Source organism: Serratia sp. TSA_130.1, from assembly GCF_052691795.1.
This window is the reverse complement of record NZ_JBQZFS010000007.1, coordinates 69,443-84,425: the sequence shown is the minus strand read 5'-3', so window position 1 is coordinate 84,425 and position 14,983 is coordinate 69,443. Positions and strand designations below refer to the sequence as shown.

General features: G+C 60.3%; 15 protein-coding genes. 5 read left to right on the top strand and 10 right to left on the bottom strand.

What is annotated here, in order from left to right; translation table 11 throughout:
- Nucleotides 1–9: 9 nt before the first annotated feature.
- Complete coding sequence (lepA, locus tag ACUTQY_RS20690; RefSeq protein ID WP_019452315.1) at nucleotides 10–1,809, bottom strand: translation elongation factor 4; 1,800 nt, start codon at nucleotides 1,807–1,809, stop codon at nucleotides 10–12.
- Nucleotides 1,810–2,328: 519 nt separating this feature from the next.
- Here lepA and ACUTQY_RS20685 point away from each other — a divergent pair.
- Nucleotides 2,329–3,165 (top strand): hypothetical protein, encoded by an 837-nt coding sequence (locus tag ACUTQY_RS20685; RefSeq protein WP_033644123.1) that lies wholly within the window; start codon nucleotides 2,329–2,331, stop codon nucleotides 3,163–3,165.
- On the opposite strand, the gene rseC is transcribed toward ACUTQY_RS20685, so the two are convergent.
- The 4 genes from rseC to rpoE are packed head-to-tail and all read right to left on the bottom strand — an operon-like array spanning nucleotide 3,162 to nucleotide 5,853.
- Nucleotides 3,162–3,638 carry a SoxR-reducing system protein RseC gene (rseC, locus tag ACUTQY_RS20680; protein WP_033644124.1) on the bottom strand — a complete coding sequence of 159 codons (477 nt, stop codon included), beginning with the start codon at nucleotides 3,636–3,638 and terminating at the stop codon, nucleotides 3,162–3,164. The two genes, ACUTQY_RS20685 and rseC, sit on opposite strands and share 4 nt — an antisense overlap.
- The gene (gene rseB / locus ACUTQY_RS20675; RefSeq protein ID WP_025303948.1) at nucleotides 3,638–4,594 is read right to left on the bottom strand and encodes a sigma-E factor regulatory protein RseB; all 957 of its coding nucleotides are present in this window, start codon (nucleotides 4,592–4,594) and stop codon (nucleotides 3,638–3,640) included. The genes rseC and rseB overlap by 1 nt, the downstream gene beginning before the upstream one ends.
- Complete coding sequence (rseA, locus tag ACUTQY_RS20670; RefSeq protein ID WP_033644125.1) at nucleotides 4,594–5,247, bottom strand: anti-sigma-E factor RseA; 654 nt, start codon at nucleotides 5,245–5,247, stop codon at nucleotides 4,594–4,596. The genes rseB and rseA overlap by 1 nt, the downstream gene beginning before the upstream one ends.
- A 30-nt stretch (nucleotides 5,248–5,277) precedes the next feature.
- The gene (gene rpoE / locus ACUTQY_RS20665) at nucleotides 5,278–5,853 is read right to left on the bottom strand and encodes an RNA polymerase sigma factor RpoE (RefSeq protein WP_004929136.1); all 576 of its coding nucleotides are present in this window, start codon (nucleotides 5,851–5,853) and stop codon (nucleotides 5,278–5,280) included.
- A gap of 214 nt (nucleotides 5,854–6,067) precedes the next feature.
- Between rpoE and nadB the strand changes: the two genes are divergently transcribed.
- Nucleotides 6,068–7,669, top strand: a complete 1,602-nt coding sequence (gene nadB / locus ACUTQY_RS20660; protein ID WP_016929796.1) for an L-aspartate oxidase — start codon at nucleotides 6,068–6,070, stop codon at nucleotides 7,667–7,669.
- 38 nt (nucleotides 7,670–7,707) lie between these two features.
- Here nadB and trmN read toward each other — a convergent pair whose 3' ends face one another.
- On the bottom strand, nucleotides 7,708–8,487 hold the full coding sequence (gene trmN / locus ACUTQY_RS20655) for a tRNA(1)(Val) (adenine(37)-N(6))-methyltransferase TrmN (RefSeq protein ID WP_033644126.1): 780 nt from the start codon (nucleotides 8,485–8,487) through the stop codon (nucleotides 7,708–7,710).
- A 99-nt stretch (nucleotides 8,488–8,586) separates the two neighbouring features.
- Between trmN and srmB the strand changes: the two genes are divergently transcribed.
- On the top strand, nucleotides 8,587–9,909 hold the full coding sequence (gene srmB, locus ACUTQY_RS20650) for an ATP-dependent RNA helicase SrmB (protein WP_004929122.1): 1,323 nt from the start codon (nucleotides 8,587–8,589) through the stop codon (nucleotides 9,907–9,909).
- A 52-nt stretch (nucleotides 9,910–9,961) separates the two neighbouring features.
- On the opposite strand, the gene ACUTQY_RS20645 is transcribed toward srmB, so the two are convergent.
- From ACUTQY_RS20645 to grcA, 3 genes are all read right to left on the bottom strand, one after another.
- Entirely contained in the window at nucleotides 9,962–10,717 is a 756-nt protein-coding gene (locus ACUTQY_RS20645; RefSeq protein ID WP_046687674.1) for an ankyrin repeat domain-containing protein, read from the bottom strand.
- Nucleotides 10,710–11,669, bottom strand: a complete 960-nt coding sequence (locus ACUTQY_RS20640) for a phospholipase (RefSeq protein WP_342188144.1) — start codon at nucleotides 11,667–11,669, stop codon at nucleotides 10,710–10,712. The genes ACUTQY_RS20645 and ACUTQY_RS20640 overlap by 8 nt, the downstream gene beginning before the upstream one ends.
- A 183-nt stretch (nucleotides 11,670–11,852) precedes the next feature.
- On the bottom strand, nucleotides 11,853–12,236 hold the full coding sequence (gene grcA / locus ACUTQY_RS20635; RefSeq protein ID WP_004929114.1) for an autonomous glycyl radical cofactor GrcA: 384 nt from the start codon (nucleotides 12,234–12,236) through the stop codon (nucleotides 11,853–11,855).
- A gap of 346 nt (nucleotides 12,237–12,582) precedes the next feature.
- Between grcA and ung the strand changes: the two genes are divergently transcribed.
- Nucleotides 12,583–13,266, top strand: coding sequence for a uracil-DNA glycosylase (gene ung, locus ACUTQY_RS20630; protein WP_004929112.1), 684 nt, complete (start codon nucleotides 12,583–12,585; stop codon nucleotides 13,264–13,266).
- 56 nt (nucleotides 13,267–13,322) lie between these two features.
- Here ung and grpE read toward each other — a convergent pair whose 3' ends face one another.
- The gene (gene grpE / locus ACUTQY_RS20625) at nucleotides 13,323–13,907 is read right to left on the bottom strand and encodes a nucleotide exchange factor GrpE (protein ID WP_025159545.1); all 585 of its coding nucleotides are present in this window, start codon (nucleotides 13,905–13,907) and stop codon (nucleotides 13,323–13,325) included.
- Between the two features lie 125 nt (nucleotides 13,908–14,032).
- Here grpE and nadK point away from each other — a divergent pair, with 125 nt between their 5' ends.
- Nucleotides 14,033–14,911, top strand: coding sequence for an NAD(+) kinase (gene nadK / locus ACUTQY_RS20620; protein WP_004929107.1), 879 nt, complete (start codon nucleotides 14,033–14,035; stop codon nucleotides 14,909–14,911).
- Nucleotides 14,912–14,983 lie beyond the last annotated feature (72 nt).

Genomic DNA, 14,983 nt, shown 5'->3' with positions numbered 1-14,983 from the left:
TCGTCGCGGTTACTTGCCGTCTTTACCGACGTGCAGAATGGCCAGGAACGCTTCCTGCGGCAGCTCGACGTTGCCGACCTGCTTCATGCGCTTCTTACCGTCTTTCTGTTTCTGCAGCAGCTTTTTCTTACGGCTGACGTCACCGCCGTAGCATTTCGCCAGCACGTTTTTACGCAGCTGCTTCACGGTGGAGCGCGCGATGATGTGCGTGCCGATCGCCGCCTGAATCGCGATGTCGAACTGCTGACGCGGGATCAGATCTTTCATCTTTTCCACCAATTCACGGCCGCGATACTGCGAGTTATCGCGGTGGGTGATCAGCGCCAGCGCATCCACGCGCTCGTTGTTGATCAGCACGTCCACGCGCACCATGTCGGAGGCCTGGAAGCGCTTGAAGTTGTAATCCAGCGACGCATAACCGCGCGACGTGGACTTCAGGCGGTCGAAGAAGTCGAGCACCACTTCCGCCATCGGGATTTCATAGGTCAACGCCACCTGGTTGCCGTGGTAGACCATGTTGGTCTGCACGCCGCGTTTCTCAACGCACAGGGTGATGACGTTGCCCAGGTATTCCTGCGGCATCAGCATGTGGCATTCGGCGATCGGCTCGCGCAGTTCCTGGATGTTGTTCAACGGCGGCAGCTTGGATGGGCTGTCGACGTAGATCACTTCTTTGCCGGTGGTTTCCACTTCGTAGACTACCGTCGGCGCGGTGGTGATCAGATCCAGATCGTATTCACGCTCCAGACGCTCCTGAATGATCTCCATGTGCAGCAGACCAAGGAAGCCGCAGCGGAAGCCGAAGCCCAACGCGGTGGAGCTTTCCGGTTCGTAGAACAGGGAGGCGTCGTTAAGGCTCAGCTTGCCCAGCGCATCGCGGAAAGATTCATAGTCGTCGGAGCTGATCGGGAACAGACCGGCGTACACCTGTGGCTTCACTTTTTTGAAGCCCGGCAACGCTTTATCCGCCGGCTGACGCGCCTGCGTCAGGGTATCGCCCACCGGCGCGCCGAGGATGTCTTTGATCGCACAGACCAGCCAGCCCACTTCGCCGCAGTTCAGCACGTCGCGATCGACCTGCTTCGGCGTGAAAATGCCCAAACGATCGGCGTTGTACACCTGGCCGGTGCTCATGACCTTGATCTTGTCGCCCTTGCGCAGCGTGCCGTTCTTGACGCGCACCAGCGACACGACGCCCAGGTAGTTATCGAACCAAGAATCGATGATCAACGCCTGCAGCGGCGCATCCGGATCGCCCTGCGGCGCAGGAATGTCGCGCACCAGGCGCTCCAGCACGTCGGGCACGCCGACGCCGGTTTTGGCCGAGCAGCGCACGGCATCGGTGGCGTCGATGCCGACGATGTCTTCAATTTCCTGCGCGGCGCGATCCGGATCGGCGGCCGGCAGGTCGATTTTGTTCAACACCGGCACCACTTCCAGATCCATTTCGATCGCGGTGTAGCAGTTGGCCAGCGTCTGGGCTTCTACGCCCTGGCCGGCGTCCACCACCAGCAGCGCGCCTTCGCAGGCCGCCAGCGAGCGGGACACTTCATAGGAGAAGTCAACGTGGCCTGGGGTGTCGATAAAGTTAAGCTGATAGGTCTGCCCATCCAGCGCCTTGTAATCCAGCGTGACGCTCTGCGCCTTGATGGTGATGCCGCGCTCGCGCTCCAGATCCATGGAATCGAGCACCTGCGCAGCCATTTCACGGTCGGACAGGCCACCGCAAATTTGGATAATGCGGTCAGACAGCGTCGACTTACCGTGGTCAATATGGGCAATAATGGAGAAATTTCGTATATGCTTCATTATAAAAGTTTTTCTGCCTTGGTATTTCTGAATTACTCGCCTATAGAAACCCGCATGGACCTAAAGCGACAGTGAATGGGTTAGGCCGTCTTGCACCTGAATCGCTGCATTCTACATGCCACACCACTGAAAACCTAGCGATCGGTGCAGTGAAGGCATTCTATTATGCGCAGCTAAATGTTACAGGGCGCCCCGGCTGATGAAAACAGATGTTAACACGGGCTATACGGCCTGAACCCAAGGCTTGCAGGCGCTCCGTGGCCGTCAAACTCCGGCGCTAATACATAACCGGCCGCAGCGCAATAAACCCCTTCTGAAATTATCGAAAAAGAATATTTGGATCAACCTCTTAGAATTCGATTTTGCCCCACATCCTTTAGGAAAAACCCCATATACGCCACCACCGTCCCTCGGATAGAAAGGGCATGAACTCCGCGACAAAACATTATTCCGGGCACTACATCGGCAGCCCACCGGGGTTCACCAGCATATCTGCGTACGTTGATTGGAAGGTGCATTATGATCGATAAAGGGCAAATGCTGAGCCGGCACGATTTTTCGAAGGTCAACTGGGGCATTCTGGCGGCGGCGGCGCTGCTGTTCAGCGTGGGTGCGGCGCTGTTGGTGCTGCCGCTGCTGAGCAGCATTGATGAGAACGACGTCATCACGCTGTTGCAGGCCGGCGCGGGCACAATTTTACTCGGCTGTACGCTGCTGGCGCTGCGGCATTACCTGCGCCCGGTGTTGACGTATCGGCTCTACGAGCACGGCGTGCGGGTCTTTGACGGCCACCATCACAAAGAGCGTTTCATTCCGTTTGAGAAAATCGGCGACATCTATCGCTTTCGCGGCGGCAAGGCTTTTGGCGGGTTGTTTGACGTCACGGCGTTCCGCGCCGGCGCGGATCAGCCCTGGTGCACGGTCTTCAGCAATGTCGCCCATTCGTGGCGACTGGCGGACGTGATCGTCGATCAGCAGCTGCAGCAGCGCGGGCCATTGGCGTTGAACGCGCTCTATCAGGGGGAGACGGTGTCGTTTCACACGGTTGAGGGCGACGCACGCTGGCTGTGGCAGTTGCTGCTCGGCAAACGGCAAGGCACGCCGACCGAAACGCTGCGGCTGAGCGCCACCCTGCTGACCACTGAACGGGGCAACGTGCCTATCGAGCAGATCCGCGCGTTGGAAAATCATCCGCAGCGCGGCATCCGCTTATTCGACGGCCAGGGCAATGTGCTGTTCGCTATCAACGATGATTCGCTGCTCAGTGCCGATCTGTTCATCGCGCTGCTGGAACATATGATCCACAACCGCATCCCCGCCTATCACAACCCGGCGATGACGCGGCCGTCGGTTTAAATCAGCGGGGAGTTTTCCGCCTGCATGCGCAGTGCGGTAGGCGGTAAGCCAATCTGCAGCACCACCGGCTGATAGTCGGCCTGCTCGCCCAGACGCCGGGCCAAGCGGCGCGCCAGCATAAAGGCCACCCCGCCGCCCAGCACGGCGCCGACTGCCGCCGAGGCGTCGCTGCCGAAACAATATTGCAATAACGCGCCACCCAGCATCATGCCCAGCAGCGGCGTCAGGTAAACCAGCATGGCGGAGCGCAGCAGGCTGCCTTCCGCGATGCCGACCTCGACACGCTGCCCCGGCTCGAGCGGCTGATCGATATGCACCTGCAGCTGATGCTCGGTTTCCGGCACCAGCTCGTTCAACGCACGCGCGCCACAGCCGGAGCGCGCGGTGCAGCTGCCGCAGCCGGCCTTGGGTTCACAGCGCAGCAGCGCTACGCCCTGTTGCCACGAAACCACCGTGGCCCACTCTTTCATCATTACGGCGATACCTTGAAAGAAATGCTGTCGGCGATGCGTTTGGCCGTCGCCGGCGGCAATTCGCCCACAATCGTGATTTCGTTGCCCGCGCGCACTTCGGTCTGGATGGTGCGGCGCCCTTGACGGTAGTACTGCTGCCCGGCTCCGCTGCCCGCCGGGCTGACGTTGACCGAGAAGCTGAACAAGCCGTCGCTGTAAAGGCGGGATTCAACCGGCACGGCGACGTTAGGCAATTTGCGGCGGTTGCGCGCCACCTCGTCTACCCCCGCCGGCAGCCAGCCGGTGCTCCAGCTCAGCTGGACGTTTTCCACCGCCGGCAGCGACAGCAGCGGCGGCAGGTTGGCTTTGAGCAGCCCCTGCATCGCGCCCTGCACGTCGGCGCCGACCGCGAAGGAGATCACCCGATATTGCTCCAGCGTTTCGCCGTCGCGATCAAGCAAATCCACCCGCAGCGGCAGCTTGGTGTCCTCGTCCATCCAGACGATGTAGCTGTAGCGGGAACCGTCGCGCGCCACCACGCGCAGCACTTCACACGGCCGATCGGCGATGCGGGTGCTGCCCACGGAGATGAAGTCGTAGTACTTGGCCAGGCGGGTGAAATCGGCATAAACGATCGCCGGCAGCGCATCGACGATGTGATCGCCGGTGAGCGTGAACGGCTCCAGGCCGGGTTCGAAGTAGCTGATCCCGCCGCCGCGCTGCAGCACTTCGCGGCGCGGGCCGTCCATGTGCAACAGCTGGCCGAGCGGCACGTTGCCGATCACCGCATGGCGATAGCGCAACGACTCGATTCCCTGCTTGCTGATGCTGATGTAGGCGAGCTCGTAATTGAGAGAACGGCTGGCGCTGCTCATCTGTTGCAATAACGCCCCGGACGCAGTCGGCTGCGCCGGGGCGATGCTGGAATAGAGCAGGCTGCCCGTCAATAAACAAACGGAGAACCAGATTTGCTTCATTACTGCTGTTGCATTCCTAAAGACTGAGTTCCGGGAACCTGAATGGCAGCCTGTTGCGGATTGCTTTGCTCAAGCTGCAGCTGATCCGAATGCAGGCGACGTTGCAGTTCATAGTCCTGCAGCATGGCGTTGATACGCTTACGCTGTTCCTGCACCTGCTGCTGTTGGCCGCTGCCGGTGGAGAAACTGTCGGCAGGAACGCCCAGGCTGACCGGTGAGGCCTGGCCCATGATCGGCAGCGTGGTGAAGGCCGGCGATTCGGACGCGTTCGATGACGCAGAAGGCTGGTTGTAGTGCTGCACGCCGACGATGACCGCCAGCGACACGCAGGCCGCCATGCCGATTTGCGTAATCTGGCTCGCCCAAGGACGCACTTTGTCCCAGAACGGCATTTTCTGCCAGGTGTGAGGCTGCGGCTGAGATTCCTGGACGGCGGAAGGCACCAGCCGGGCAGGTTCTTTCTCAAGTGCAGCGGCGACGCGATCGGCGATATCGAAATGCATCACTTGTCCGATATCACCCCGCAGTGTGTCACGTATCAGGTGATAGCTCTGCCAGCTTTGCTGAAGCGTTCGATCTTGCGACAGAGAACTCAACAGCTCGCTGTCGAACGATTCACCATCCATCAGAGCGGAAAGCTTTTCTTTCTGCATGCCTAAGTACCCTTCCTGTGCCCGCCATTGCTAACGCTGGATCAGCGGTTGAACTTTATTATCGATAGCTTCCCGGGCGCGGAAAATACGCGAACGTACGGTTCCGACCGGGCAATCCATGATGGCGGCTATCTCTTCGTAGCTTAGACCATCCAACTCCCGCAGGGTAATCGCCATGCGAAGATCCTCAGGGAGAGACTCAATGGTACGGAAAACTATCTGTCTCAGCTCTTCTGACAACATTAAGTTCTCAGGGTTCGAAATTTCTTTCAGTGCGCCCGCACTTTCGTAATTTTCCGCATCGTTGGCGTCCACATCACTGGATGGCGGACGGCGCCCCTGAGCAACCAGATAATTCTTTGCCGTGTTCACGGCGATTCGATACAACCAGGTATAAAAAGCGCTGTCGCCACGGAACGATTCCAGTGCGCGATAGGCCTTGATAAACGACTCCTGCACCACATCGGGCACATCGCCCTGCGGCACATAGCGGGAAACGAGACTCGCCACCTTATGCTGATAGCGCACTACCAGTAGGTTAAACGATTTCTGGTCGCCCTTTTGGACCCGCTCAACCAGAACTTGATCCGTTAACTGCTCGCTCATCCGAGGTAAACTCTCCCCAAATCCGTCTCCACGCGTAAAATTGTACTGCCAGCCATACATTATTTTCCTGAGCAAGCACTCGCTTGGAGTTCATATAGAACACGAAGTTCCATATCGCCATTGTTTTTTCTGTTGATGTCACCCTATCCGTGGCTTTTGCCCGGACAGTTAGGCTAACATGAAATTCACTCTTCTTCTGCACACATCATACGTTATGCAACCATCATCTGAACATGTTAGCGATGTACTGATCGTCGGCAGCGGCGCTGCGGGCCTGTCACTGGCGCTGCGCCTGGCGCAGCATTGCAAGGTTACCGTTCTCAGCAAGGGGCCGCTCAGCGAGGGGGCCACCTTTTACGCCCAAGGCGGGATCGCCGCGGTGTTCGATGAGACGGACAGCATTGCCTCACACGTTGATGACACTTTGATTGCCGGCGCCGGCCTGTGCGACAAAGAGGCCGTCGAATTCATCGCCGGCAACGCGCGCCACTGCGTGCAGTGGCTGATCGATCAGGGTGTGCTGTTCGACACCGAGGTCAACGCGCAGGGCGAGGCGCATTATCACCTCACGCGCGAAGGCGGCCACAGCCATCGCCGCATCCTGCACGCCGCGGACGCTACCGGTAAGGAAGTAGAGACCACGCTGGTGGGGAAAGCAAGCGCTCACCCCAATATTTGCGTGATGGAACGCCGCAACGCGGTTGACCTTATTACCTCGAACAAAATCGGCCTGCCGGGCACCCGCCGAGTCGTGGGCGCTTACGTCTGGAACCGCGAGCTCGAGCGGGTGGAAACCTACCGCGCCAAAACGGTGGTGCTGGCCACCGGCGGCGCGGCCAAGGTATACCAATACACCACCAACCCGGACATCTCCTCCGGCGACGGCATCGCCATGGCCTGGCGCGCCGGCTGCCGGGTCGCCAACCTGGAGTTCAACCAGTTCCACCCGACCTGCCTGTTCCACCCACAGGCGCGCAACTTCCTGCTGACCGAAGCGCTGCGCGGCGAAGGGGCTTACCTGAAGCGCCCGGACGGCAGCCGCTTTATGCCCGATTTCGACCCGCGTGGCGAACTGGCCCCGCGCGATATCGTCGCCCGCGCCATCGACCATGAAATGAAGCGCCTGGGTGCCGACTGCATGTACCTGGATATCAGCCACAAGCCGGCGGAGTTCATCACCCAGCATTTCCCGATGATCCACGAAAAGCTGCTGACGCTGGGCTTCGATCTGACTCGGCAACCGATCCCCATCGTCCCGGCGGCGCACTACACCTGCGGCGGCGTGATGGTCGATCAGCACGGCCGCACCGATCTCGACGGGCTGTACGCCATCGGCGAGGTCAGCTACACCGGCCTGCACGGCGCCAATCGCATGGCGTCGAACTCGCTGCTGGAGTGCCTGGTTTACGGTTGGTCGGCGGCGGAAGACATTCTGCAGCGCCTGCCGTTCATCCAGCAGGCCAAACAGGTGCCGCACTGGGATGAAAGCCGGGTGGACGATGCGGACGAACGGGTGGTGATTCAACACAACTGGCACGAGCTGCGGCTGTTCATGTGGGATTACGTCGGCATCGTGCGCACCACCAAGCGCCTTGAGCGCGCCCTGCGCCGCATCAACACGCTGCAGGCGGAAATCGACGAGTACTACGCGCACTTCCGCATCTCCAACAACCTGCTGGAGCTGCGCAATCTGGTGCAGGTGGCCGAGCTTATCGTGCGCAGCGCCATGGCGCGCAAAGAGAGCCGCGGCCTGCACTACACGCTGGACTACCCGGATTTGCTGCCGGAAGCGCTGCCGACCATTTTGCAACCTTAAACTCTGCGACAGGGCGCCTTATCGGCGCCCTTTTCTTTTCAGTAGAACAGGTAGAAGTCGGTGATCAACCGGCGGAAATCGTCGGTATAGCTGCCGTCGGCCTGTTTGATCGCCAGCGCCTGCTCCCGCAGCGGCGTTTCCCGCCGCGTCAGCGCCAGCAACATCCGGTGCAGCGGCGTATCGGCCCGATCGCTGACGTTCACTTTCGCCGCCGTGTGCCAACCGCTTTGCTGCGCCAGGCGTTCGAATTCGGCGCCGATGTCGTGCGGCAGCACCACGCAGAACGTGCCCTGCGCGGCCAACAGCTGCGCGGCGCAGGCCAACAGCGCCTCGTGCGTCAGGGTTTCGGTGTAGCGCGCGTTGTGGCGCGCCTGATCGCGGCAGGCCACCGCCGGCTCAAAATAAGGCGGATTGCTGACGATCAGATCATACTCAGCGGCATGCTGCTGCGCATAATGGTGAATATCCTGCGCATGCACGCGGATGCGCTGCGGCCACGGCGATTCCGCCGCGTTTTCGCGCGCCTGGCCGGCGGCGGCTTCATCCAGCTCCACCGCGTCGATGGTCACTTCGTCGCCGCTGCGCTGCGCCAGCATCAGCGCGATCAGCCCGCTGCCGCTGCCGATGTCCAGCACCCGGCGCGCCTGCCCCAGCGGCGCCCAGGCGCCGAGCAGCACCCCGTCGGTGCCCACTTTCATGGCGCAACGATCGTGGGCGACAAAGAATTGTTTAAAGGTAAAACCCCCGCGGCGCGGGGTAAAATCGGCTTTCGATCGCTTGCTCACACTCACCACCTGGCTATAAAACTGGCGTAGCATAAGGCAATCTGATCGGCGGGAAAAGAGCGGCTTTCCGCTTAAATAGGTGAAGATCGCGGCCAACCCGTCTATAATCGGCGCCCCAAGTAGAGGTAGACCATGACAGCAACCACTTTTTCCGAACTCGAACTCGATGATCGCCTGATCGACGCGCTGCGCGACAAAGGCTACGATCGCCCCACCGCCATTCAGGCCGCTGCGATCCCGCCGGCGATGGACGGGCGCGACGTCTTAGGTTCGGCTCCGACCGGCACCGGCAAAACCGCCGCCTTCCTGCTGCCCGTGTTGCAGCACCTGCTGGACTTTCCACGCAAAAAATCCGGCCCGCCGCGCGTGCTGATCCTGACGCCAACGCGTGAACTGGCGATGCAGGTCGCCGACCAGGCGCGTGAATTGGCTGCTCATACCTCGCTGGATATCGCCACCATCACCGGCGGCGTCGCTTACATGAACCACGCGGAAGTGTTCAGCGAAAACCAGGACGTGGTGGTCGCCACCACCGGCCGCTTGCTGCAATACATTAAAGAAGAGAACTTCGACTGCCGCGCGGTGGAAACCCTGATCCTCGACGAAGCCGACCGCATGCTCGACATGGGCTTCGCGCAGGACATCGAAACCATCTCTGCCGAAACCCGCTGGCGCAACCAGACGCTGCTGTTCTCCGCCACGCTGGAAGGCGAAGCGATCCGCGAATTCGCCGAGCGCATCCTGAAAGAGCCGGTGGAAGTGGAAGCCGATCCGTCGCGCCGCGAACGCAAAAAGATCCTGCAATGGTACTATCGCGCCGATGACGTGCAGCACAAAACCGCGCTGCTGATCCACCTGCTGAAGCAGCCGGACGTGCAGAAATCAGTGATCTTCGTGCGCAAGCGCGAGCGCGTGCACGAACTGGCCACCTGGCTGCGCGAAGCGGGTATCAACACCTGCTATCTCGAAGGCGAAATGGTGCAGGCCAAACGCAACGAAGCCGTCAAACGCATGATGGATGGCCGGGTTAACGTGCTGGTGGCCACCGACGTTGCCGCGCGCGGCCTGGATATCCTCGATATCACCCACGTGTTCAACTTCGACATGCCGCGCACGGCGGATACCTACCTGCACCGCATCGGCCGTACCGGCCGCGCCGGGCGCAAAGGCACTGCCATTTCGCTGGTGGAAGCGCACGACCATCTGCTGCTGGGCAAAGTGGGCCGTTACCTGAACGAGCCGCTGAAAGCGCGCGTGATCGACGAACTGCGGCCGAAAACCAAGGTGCCGAACGAGAAGAGCAACGGTAAACCGTCGAAGAAAGTGCTGGCCAAGCGCGCGGAAGACAAGGCGAAGAACAAAGAAAAGGCCAAGGTGAAAGTGCGCCATCGCGACGCCAAAAACGTCGGCAAACGCCGTCAGGCGAAGGCCAAACCGGCCGGCGACGCGCAATAACCGCCGCTGCCTAAGAAAAAACCGCCTGTGCAGGCGGTTTTTTTATGGGCGTTTACTGCTGCGCGTAATGCGTGGCCAGGCGGCGCCCCTGCAGCCATTTATCCAGCTCGCGGAACTGCACCTTCAGCTCGTCATTCTGCAAATGCGCCGGCGTTTGCGAGAAGTAAAACTGGAACGCATAACCCTGCTGATTGCGCGCCCGGGCATCGGCACCGGCCTGCAACAGCAACAGCGCCAGGTGCGGCGCGTTGATCTTCGCCGCCAGATGCAGCGGGGTATCCCCCAGCCGATCGCTCAACGTGGTGTCCGCCCCGGCCGCCAGCAGCAGCCGCAGCTGCTCCTCACGCCCGGCCAGCACCGCCGCCGCGAGCGGCGTGGCGCCGGTAACGGCATTGCGCACGTTCACCGGCGCCCCTTCGGTCAGCAACAACCGCAGATACTGTGCGTCTTGCAACATCGCCGCGGTGTGCAGCGCGCTGTTGCCGTCCAGCCCCGCCGTCGCCGGGTCGGCACCGAGCGCCAGCAACGTCTGCACGCTGACCGGCTGCTGCGAAAGCACTGCCCACTGCAACAGCGTGACCTGCCGCTCGCCCCGTTCGCGCAAGCGCTCCTGTGTGGCCTGCGCACCGATGCCCTGCGTATCGCCGCGCGCCACCGCCTGAGCCAGCGCCTGGTTGCTGCGGCCGTCAAACGGTGAAATCTCCTGCCCCATCTGTTGCTCCTTAGCCATCATCAGTAAACCGGTCACCGCGACCAGCGCCAGTAAGGCTATCGCCAGCGCCCGCCGCAAGCGACGCCCTTCAGGCATTGGCCTTCGCCTCCCACGGCTTTTGTTCCGCCATCGAGCTTATCACCTTGTCGATGCCGTGCGCCGTCAGGCTGCGATCCAGATGTTTGCTCGGCCGCCAGTCATCGATGCCGGTCAGGGTATCGTTGTTGGCCAGGGTAATGTTGTGGCCGATGGCGTCCGGGATCAGCGAAGTCGATTCCTGGGTGCTGGTCAGCATGTCATATTGCTCGCTGTAACGGCGAATGCCCCCGGCTTCGGCGTCTTTCTTCGCCGCCGCCGGAGCGATCCCCAGGCGATTCAGGGTGTAATCCGAGACCCCGGCCGCATTGAAGGTGACCGCGACGGTGCCGGTCGCCAGCGCCGCCGTGGCCGCCAGACCGCCGCCGAGCGAATGACCGGCGATCACCAGCGCATCGCCGAAGGCCGCCTTGGCGCTTTTGGCGGCGGCAACCGCCTGATTGTACTGCACATCGTCATACCCCGTCGCCTGCCGCACGTTGCTCAGCCAGTCGCGCCAGTCGTTGGTGCCGGCGAACGCCAACACATACTGCTTGTCGTTGCTGTAAATCCCGGCCTGGAAACCGCTGCCCGCGTCGTGCAGGCTGGCGGGATCGATGCCGAACCCGAGCAACGCGCTGTCGCTCAGACGGTTGAACCCGGCGGCGCCCTGGCCGTTCAGCGAGTAAACGTCCTTGGCCAACAGCGCCAACGCATAATCGCCTTCCTGAGATTGTTGTCCCCGGGTCACGCCCGGCGCAACCGCCGTCGGCGCCGCCGCGGAGATATCGCCGACCAGCGTATTCAACAGATTCTGCGCATTGAGCGTGTTCTGAGAGGGAGAGGCCACCGGCGCCGGATTTGCCGGCGCTGCCGCAGGCTGCGCCGCCGTCGCCGTCTCGGCAGCGGCGCGAGGTGTAGGGATCGCGGCCACCGGGGATACTGCAGAGGTAAAACTTAAAGGCATACTCATGCCGACTCCTTGTCGATAGACTTTTTATTGAGCACCTGAATAGGTGCTGATTTAGCTATCGGCAGGTCGGATGAGTTCTGTATTAGAAATGCTTATCTTTGTACAGAATGTGATCCGCGTTCGGTTTTCGGCCGCCAAACGCAGAAAAGGGAGCCGTAGCTCCCTGATTGACTGCGCCGCAAATTACAGGCTTTCGGTAAAGGTGCGGGCGATAACGTCGCGCTGCTGTTCCGGCGTCAGGGAATTGAAACGCACCGCATAGCCGGACACTCGGATGGTCAGCTGCGGGTATTTTTCCGGATGCTTGACCGCGTCTTCCAGGGTTTCGCGACGCAGCACGTTGACGTTCAGGTGCTGGCCGCCTTCCACGCGCACGGTCGGCTGCATTTCCAGCGGCACTTCACGGTATTCGATCTGGCCCAGATCGCTGACCGCGACAACCTGATCTTCCGCGTAGTTGGCCTTGGCGCACACGCAGCGAGCTTCCGCTTTTTCATCGTCCAGCAGCCAGAAAGAATTCACCAGCGCCTGGTCGTTCGCTTTGGTAATTTGAATACCGGTAATCATTATGTTGCCTCCGTACAAGGGCGTAAAAATTCACATCGTGAGAAAACCCAATTCTGGTTTCGGCCATTTGGTAAAACCATTGTTGTCTTGTTGTTCTGTATACCAGCCTGACCGTGCCAGTTCTTTGATTAAAGTCAATTTTTACCGGGTAGGCACAAGGCGTGAAGGGGCAAATTTATGTTTTATATCAATTTTCCCACTGCGGCAAAAACCAATTATTTTTGTAAATTTTCAAAAATAATTGCATTACGCGTGACAGTGAGAAATGAAAAGCGGGTTTCGCTGCGCGGGCCGACACGGTAAGCTATAGCCCATGAATTGCTAAAGAAAACAAAGGAGAGCGTTTATGGCCACCTCCCTCACCTGGCATGACGTGATCGGCAAAGAGAAAGAGCAGCCCTATTTTGTTGAAACGCTCGCCTTTGTTGCCGCTGAGCGCCAGGCCGGTAAGACCATTTATCCACCGCAGAAAGACGTGTTCAACGCGTTCCGCTTTACCGAGCTGGCGGACGTCAAAGTCGTCATCCTCGGCCAGGATCCCTACCACGGCCCCAATCAGGCGCACGGCCTCTCTTTCTCGGTGCGCCCCGGCGTGCCGGCGCCGCCGTCGCTGGTGAACATGTATAAAGAGCTGGCGACCGACATTCCCGGTTTCGAACGCCCGGATCACGGCTACCTGCAAAGCTGGGCCGAACAGGGGGTGCTGCTGCTCAATACCGTGCTGACGGTGGAAGGCGGCCGCGCGCACTCGCACGCCAACCTGGGCTGGGAAACCTTTACCGATAAAGTGATCGCCGCCCTGAACGAGAACCGCGAAGGCGTGGTGTTCCTGCTGTGGGGCTCGCACGCGCAGAAGAAAGGCAACTTTATCGACCGCAACCGCCACCATGTGCTGAAGGCGCCGCACCCGTCGCCGCTCTCCGCGCACCGCGGTTTCCTCGGCTGCCGCCACTTCTCGCAGGCCAATCAGCTGCTGGAGCAGCAAGGGCTCACGCCGATCGACTGGATGCCGCGCCTGCCGCAGGCGTAGTCCAGAGACAAAAAAGGCACCCTCGGGTGCCTTTCTTTATGCCGTTGCCGGGGCGATTACGCCTTGGCTTTGGAGACCGCGACCATCGCCGGACGCAGCAGGCGGCCGTTCAGCGTATAGCCTTTCTGCATCACCATCATCACGTGGTTCGGCTGGTGATCGGCGGATTCCATCATGCTCATCGCCTGATGCACTTCCGGGTTGAACGGCACGTTGACGTCGCCGACGATTTCGATGCCGTACTTGCGCACCACGTCCAGCAGCGATTTCAGCGTCAGCTCGATGCCTTCGATCATCGCGGCCAGTTCCGGATTGTTTTTATCCGCCAGATCCAGCGCGCGCTCCAGGTTGTCGATCACCGGCAGCAGATCGCCGGAGAATTTCTCCAGGGCGAACTTGTGCGCTTTCTCGACGTCCAGTTCGGCGCGGCGACGGATGTTCTCCGCTTCCGCTTTGGCGCGCAGCAGGCTGTCGCGCTCGTGCTGCTGAGCTTCCGCCAGTTGGGCTTCCAGTTCGGCGATACGCGCATCGCGCAGATCGACGCCTTCCGCCGCTTCCGGCAGCGTATCCTCGTGATGAGCGTGTTGTTCCATTTCTTCCGAGACTTGCTCGTTTGGCGTCTTCTGTTCTTTACTACTCATGAATATCTCCGCGTTTTAGCATTAATCTCGCAACTTGGCTTATTATGGGGATCAAAACCGGGGTTTCAAGTCAACCGGTCACAATGTGGGGCATAAACGGGTCCCGGTGAGGAAAATCACAACAAATGAATAAAAAATTCGCCTGTATTGGCATTGTTGGCCACCCGCGTCACCCTTCAGCGCTGGCAACCCACGAGATGCTGTTCCACTGGCTGGTCGCCCGCGGCTATTCGGTGATGGTCGAACGCCAAATCGCCCATGATTTGGGGCTGAAAGACGCCGTCACCGGCAGCCTGGCGGATATCGGCCAGCGCGCCGATCTGGCGGTGGTGGTCGGCGGCGACGGCAACATGCTCGGCGCCGCGCGCGTGCTGGCGCGCTACGACATCAAGGTAATCGGAGTCAACCGCGGCAACCTCGGTTTCCTCACCGATCTCGATCCCGACAACGCCCTGCAGCAGCTGGCGGACGTGCTGGAAGGCGAGTACATCGACGAACAGCGTTTCCTGCTGGAAACCATCGTGCATAAAGAGCACCAGCAGTGCCGCATCAGCACCGCCATCAACGAAGTGGTGCTGCACCCCGGCAAAGTGGCACACATGATCGAATTCGAGGTGTATATCGACGATCGCTTCGCCTTCTCGCAGCGCTCCGACGGCCTGATCATCGCCACGCCGACCGGCTCCACCGCCTACTCGCTCTCCGCCGGCGGGCCGATCCTCACCCCGTCGCTGGAGGCGATCGCGCTGGTGCCGATGTTCCCGCACACTCTCTCCGCCCGGCCGCTGGTGATCAACGGCGACAGCACCATCCGCCTGAAATTCTCGCAGATCGGCAGCGATCTGGAGATCAGCTGCGACAGCCAGATCGCACTGCCGATCCAGGAAGGCGAAGAAGTGCTGATCCGCCGCAGCAACTTCCATCTGAACCTGATTCACCCGAAGGACTACAGCTATTTCAACACGTTAAGCACCAAGTTGGGCTGGTCGAAAAAATTATTCTAAAATCTGCATCGGCCACTTTACTGTATATAAAACCAGTTTATACTGTATGAAACTACAGTTATGTGTTTATAC

Coding starts and splice junctions, on each gene's coding strand:
- grcA (WP_004929114.1), bottom strand. CDS start 12,236: ATGATTACCGGTATTCAAATTACCAAAGCGAACGACCAGGCGCTGGTG.
- srmB (WP_004929122.1), top strand. CDS start 8,587: ATGACAGCAACCACTTTTTCCGAACTCGAACTCGATGATCGCCTGATC.
- grpE (WP_025159545.1), bottom strand. CDS start 13,907: ATGAGTAGTAAAGAACAGAAGACGCCAAACGAGCAAGTCTCGGAAGAA.
- ACUTQY_RS20685 (WP_033644123.1), top strand. CDS start 2,329: ATGATCGATAAAGGGCAAATGCTGAGCCGGCACGATTTTTCGAAGGTC.
- rpoE (WP_004929136.1), bottom strand. CDS start 5,853: ATGAGCGAGCAGTTAACGGATCAAGTTCTGGTTGAGCGGGTCCAAAAG.
- rseB (WP_025303948.1), bottom strand. CDS start 4,594: ATGAAGCAAATCTGGTTCTCCGTTTGTTTATTGACGGGCAGCCTGCTC.
- rseC (WP_033644124.1), bottom strand. CDS start 3,638: ATGATGAAAGAGTGGGCCACGGTGGTTTCGTGGCAACAGGGCGTAGCG.
- trmN (WP_033644126.1), bottom strand. CDS start 8,487: ATGCTACGCCAGTTTTATAGCCAGGTGGTGAGTGTGAGCAAGCGATCG.
- nadB (WP_016929796.1), top strand. CDS start 6,068: ATGCAACCATCATCTGAACATGTTAGCGATGTACTGATCGTCGGCAGC.
- rseA (WP_033644125.1), bottom strand. CDS start 5,247: ATGCAGAAAGAAAAGCTTTCCGCTCTGATGGATGGTGAATCGTTCGAC.
- ACUTQY_RS20640 (WP_342188144.1), bottom strand. CDS start 11,669: ATGAGTATGCCTTTAAGTTTTACCTCTGCAGTATCCCCGGTGGCCGCG.
- nadK (WP_004929107.1), top strand. CDS start 14,033: ATGAATAAAAAATTCGCCTGTATTGGCATTGTTGGCCACCCGCGTCAC.
- ACUTQY_RS20645 (WP_046687674.1), bottom strand. CDS start 10,717: ATGCCTGAAGGGCGTCGCTTGCGGCGGGCGCTGGCGATAGCCTTACTG.
- lepA (WP_019452315.1), bottom strand. CDS start 1,809: ATGAAGCATATACGAAATTTCTCCATTATTGCCCATATTGACCACGGT.
- ung (WP_004929112.1), top strand. CDS start 12,583: ATGGCCACCTCCCTCACCTGGCATGACGTGATCGGCAAAGAGAAAGAG.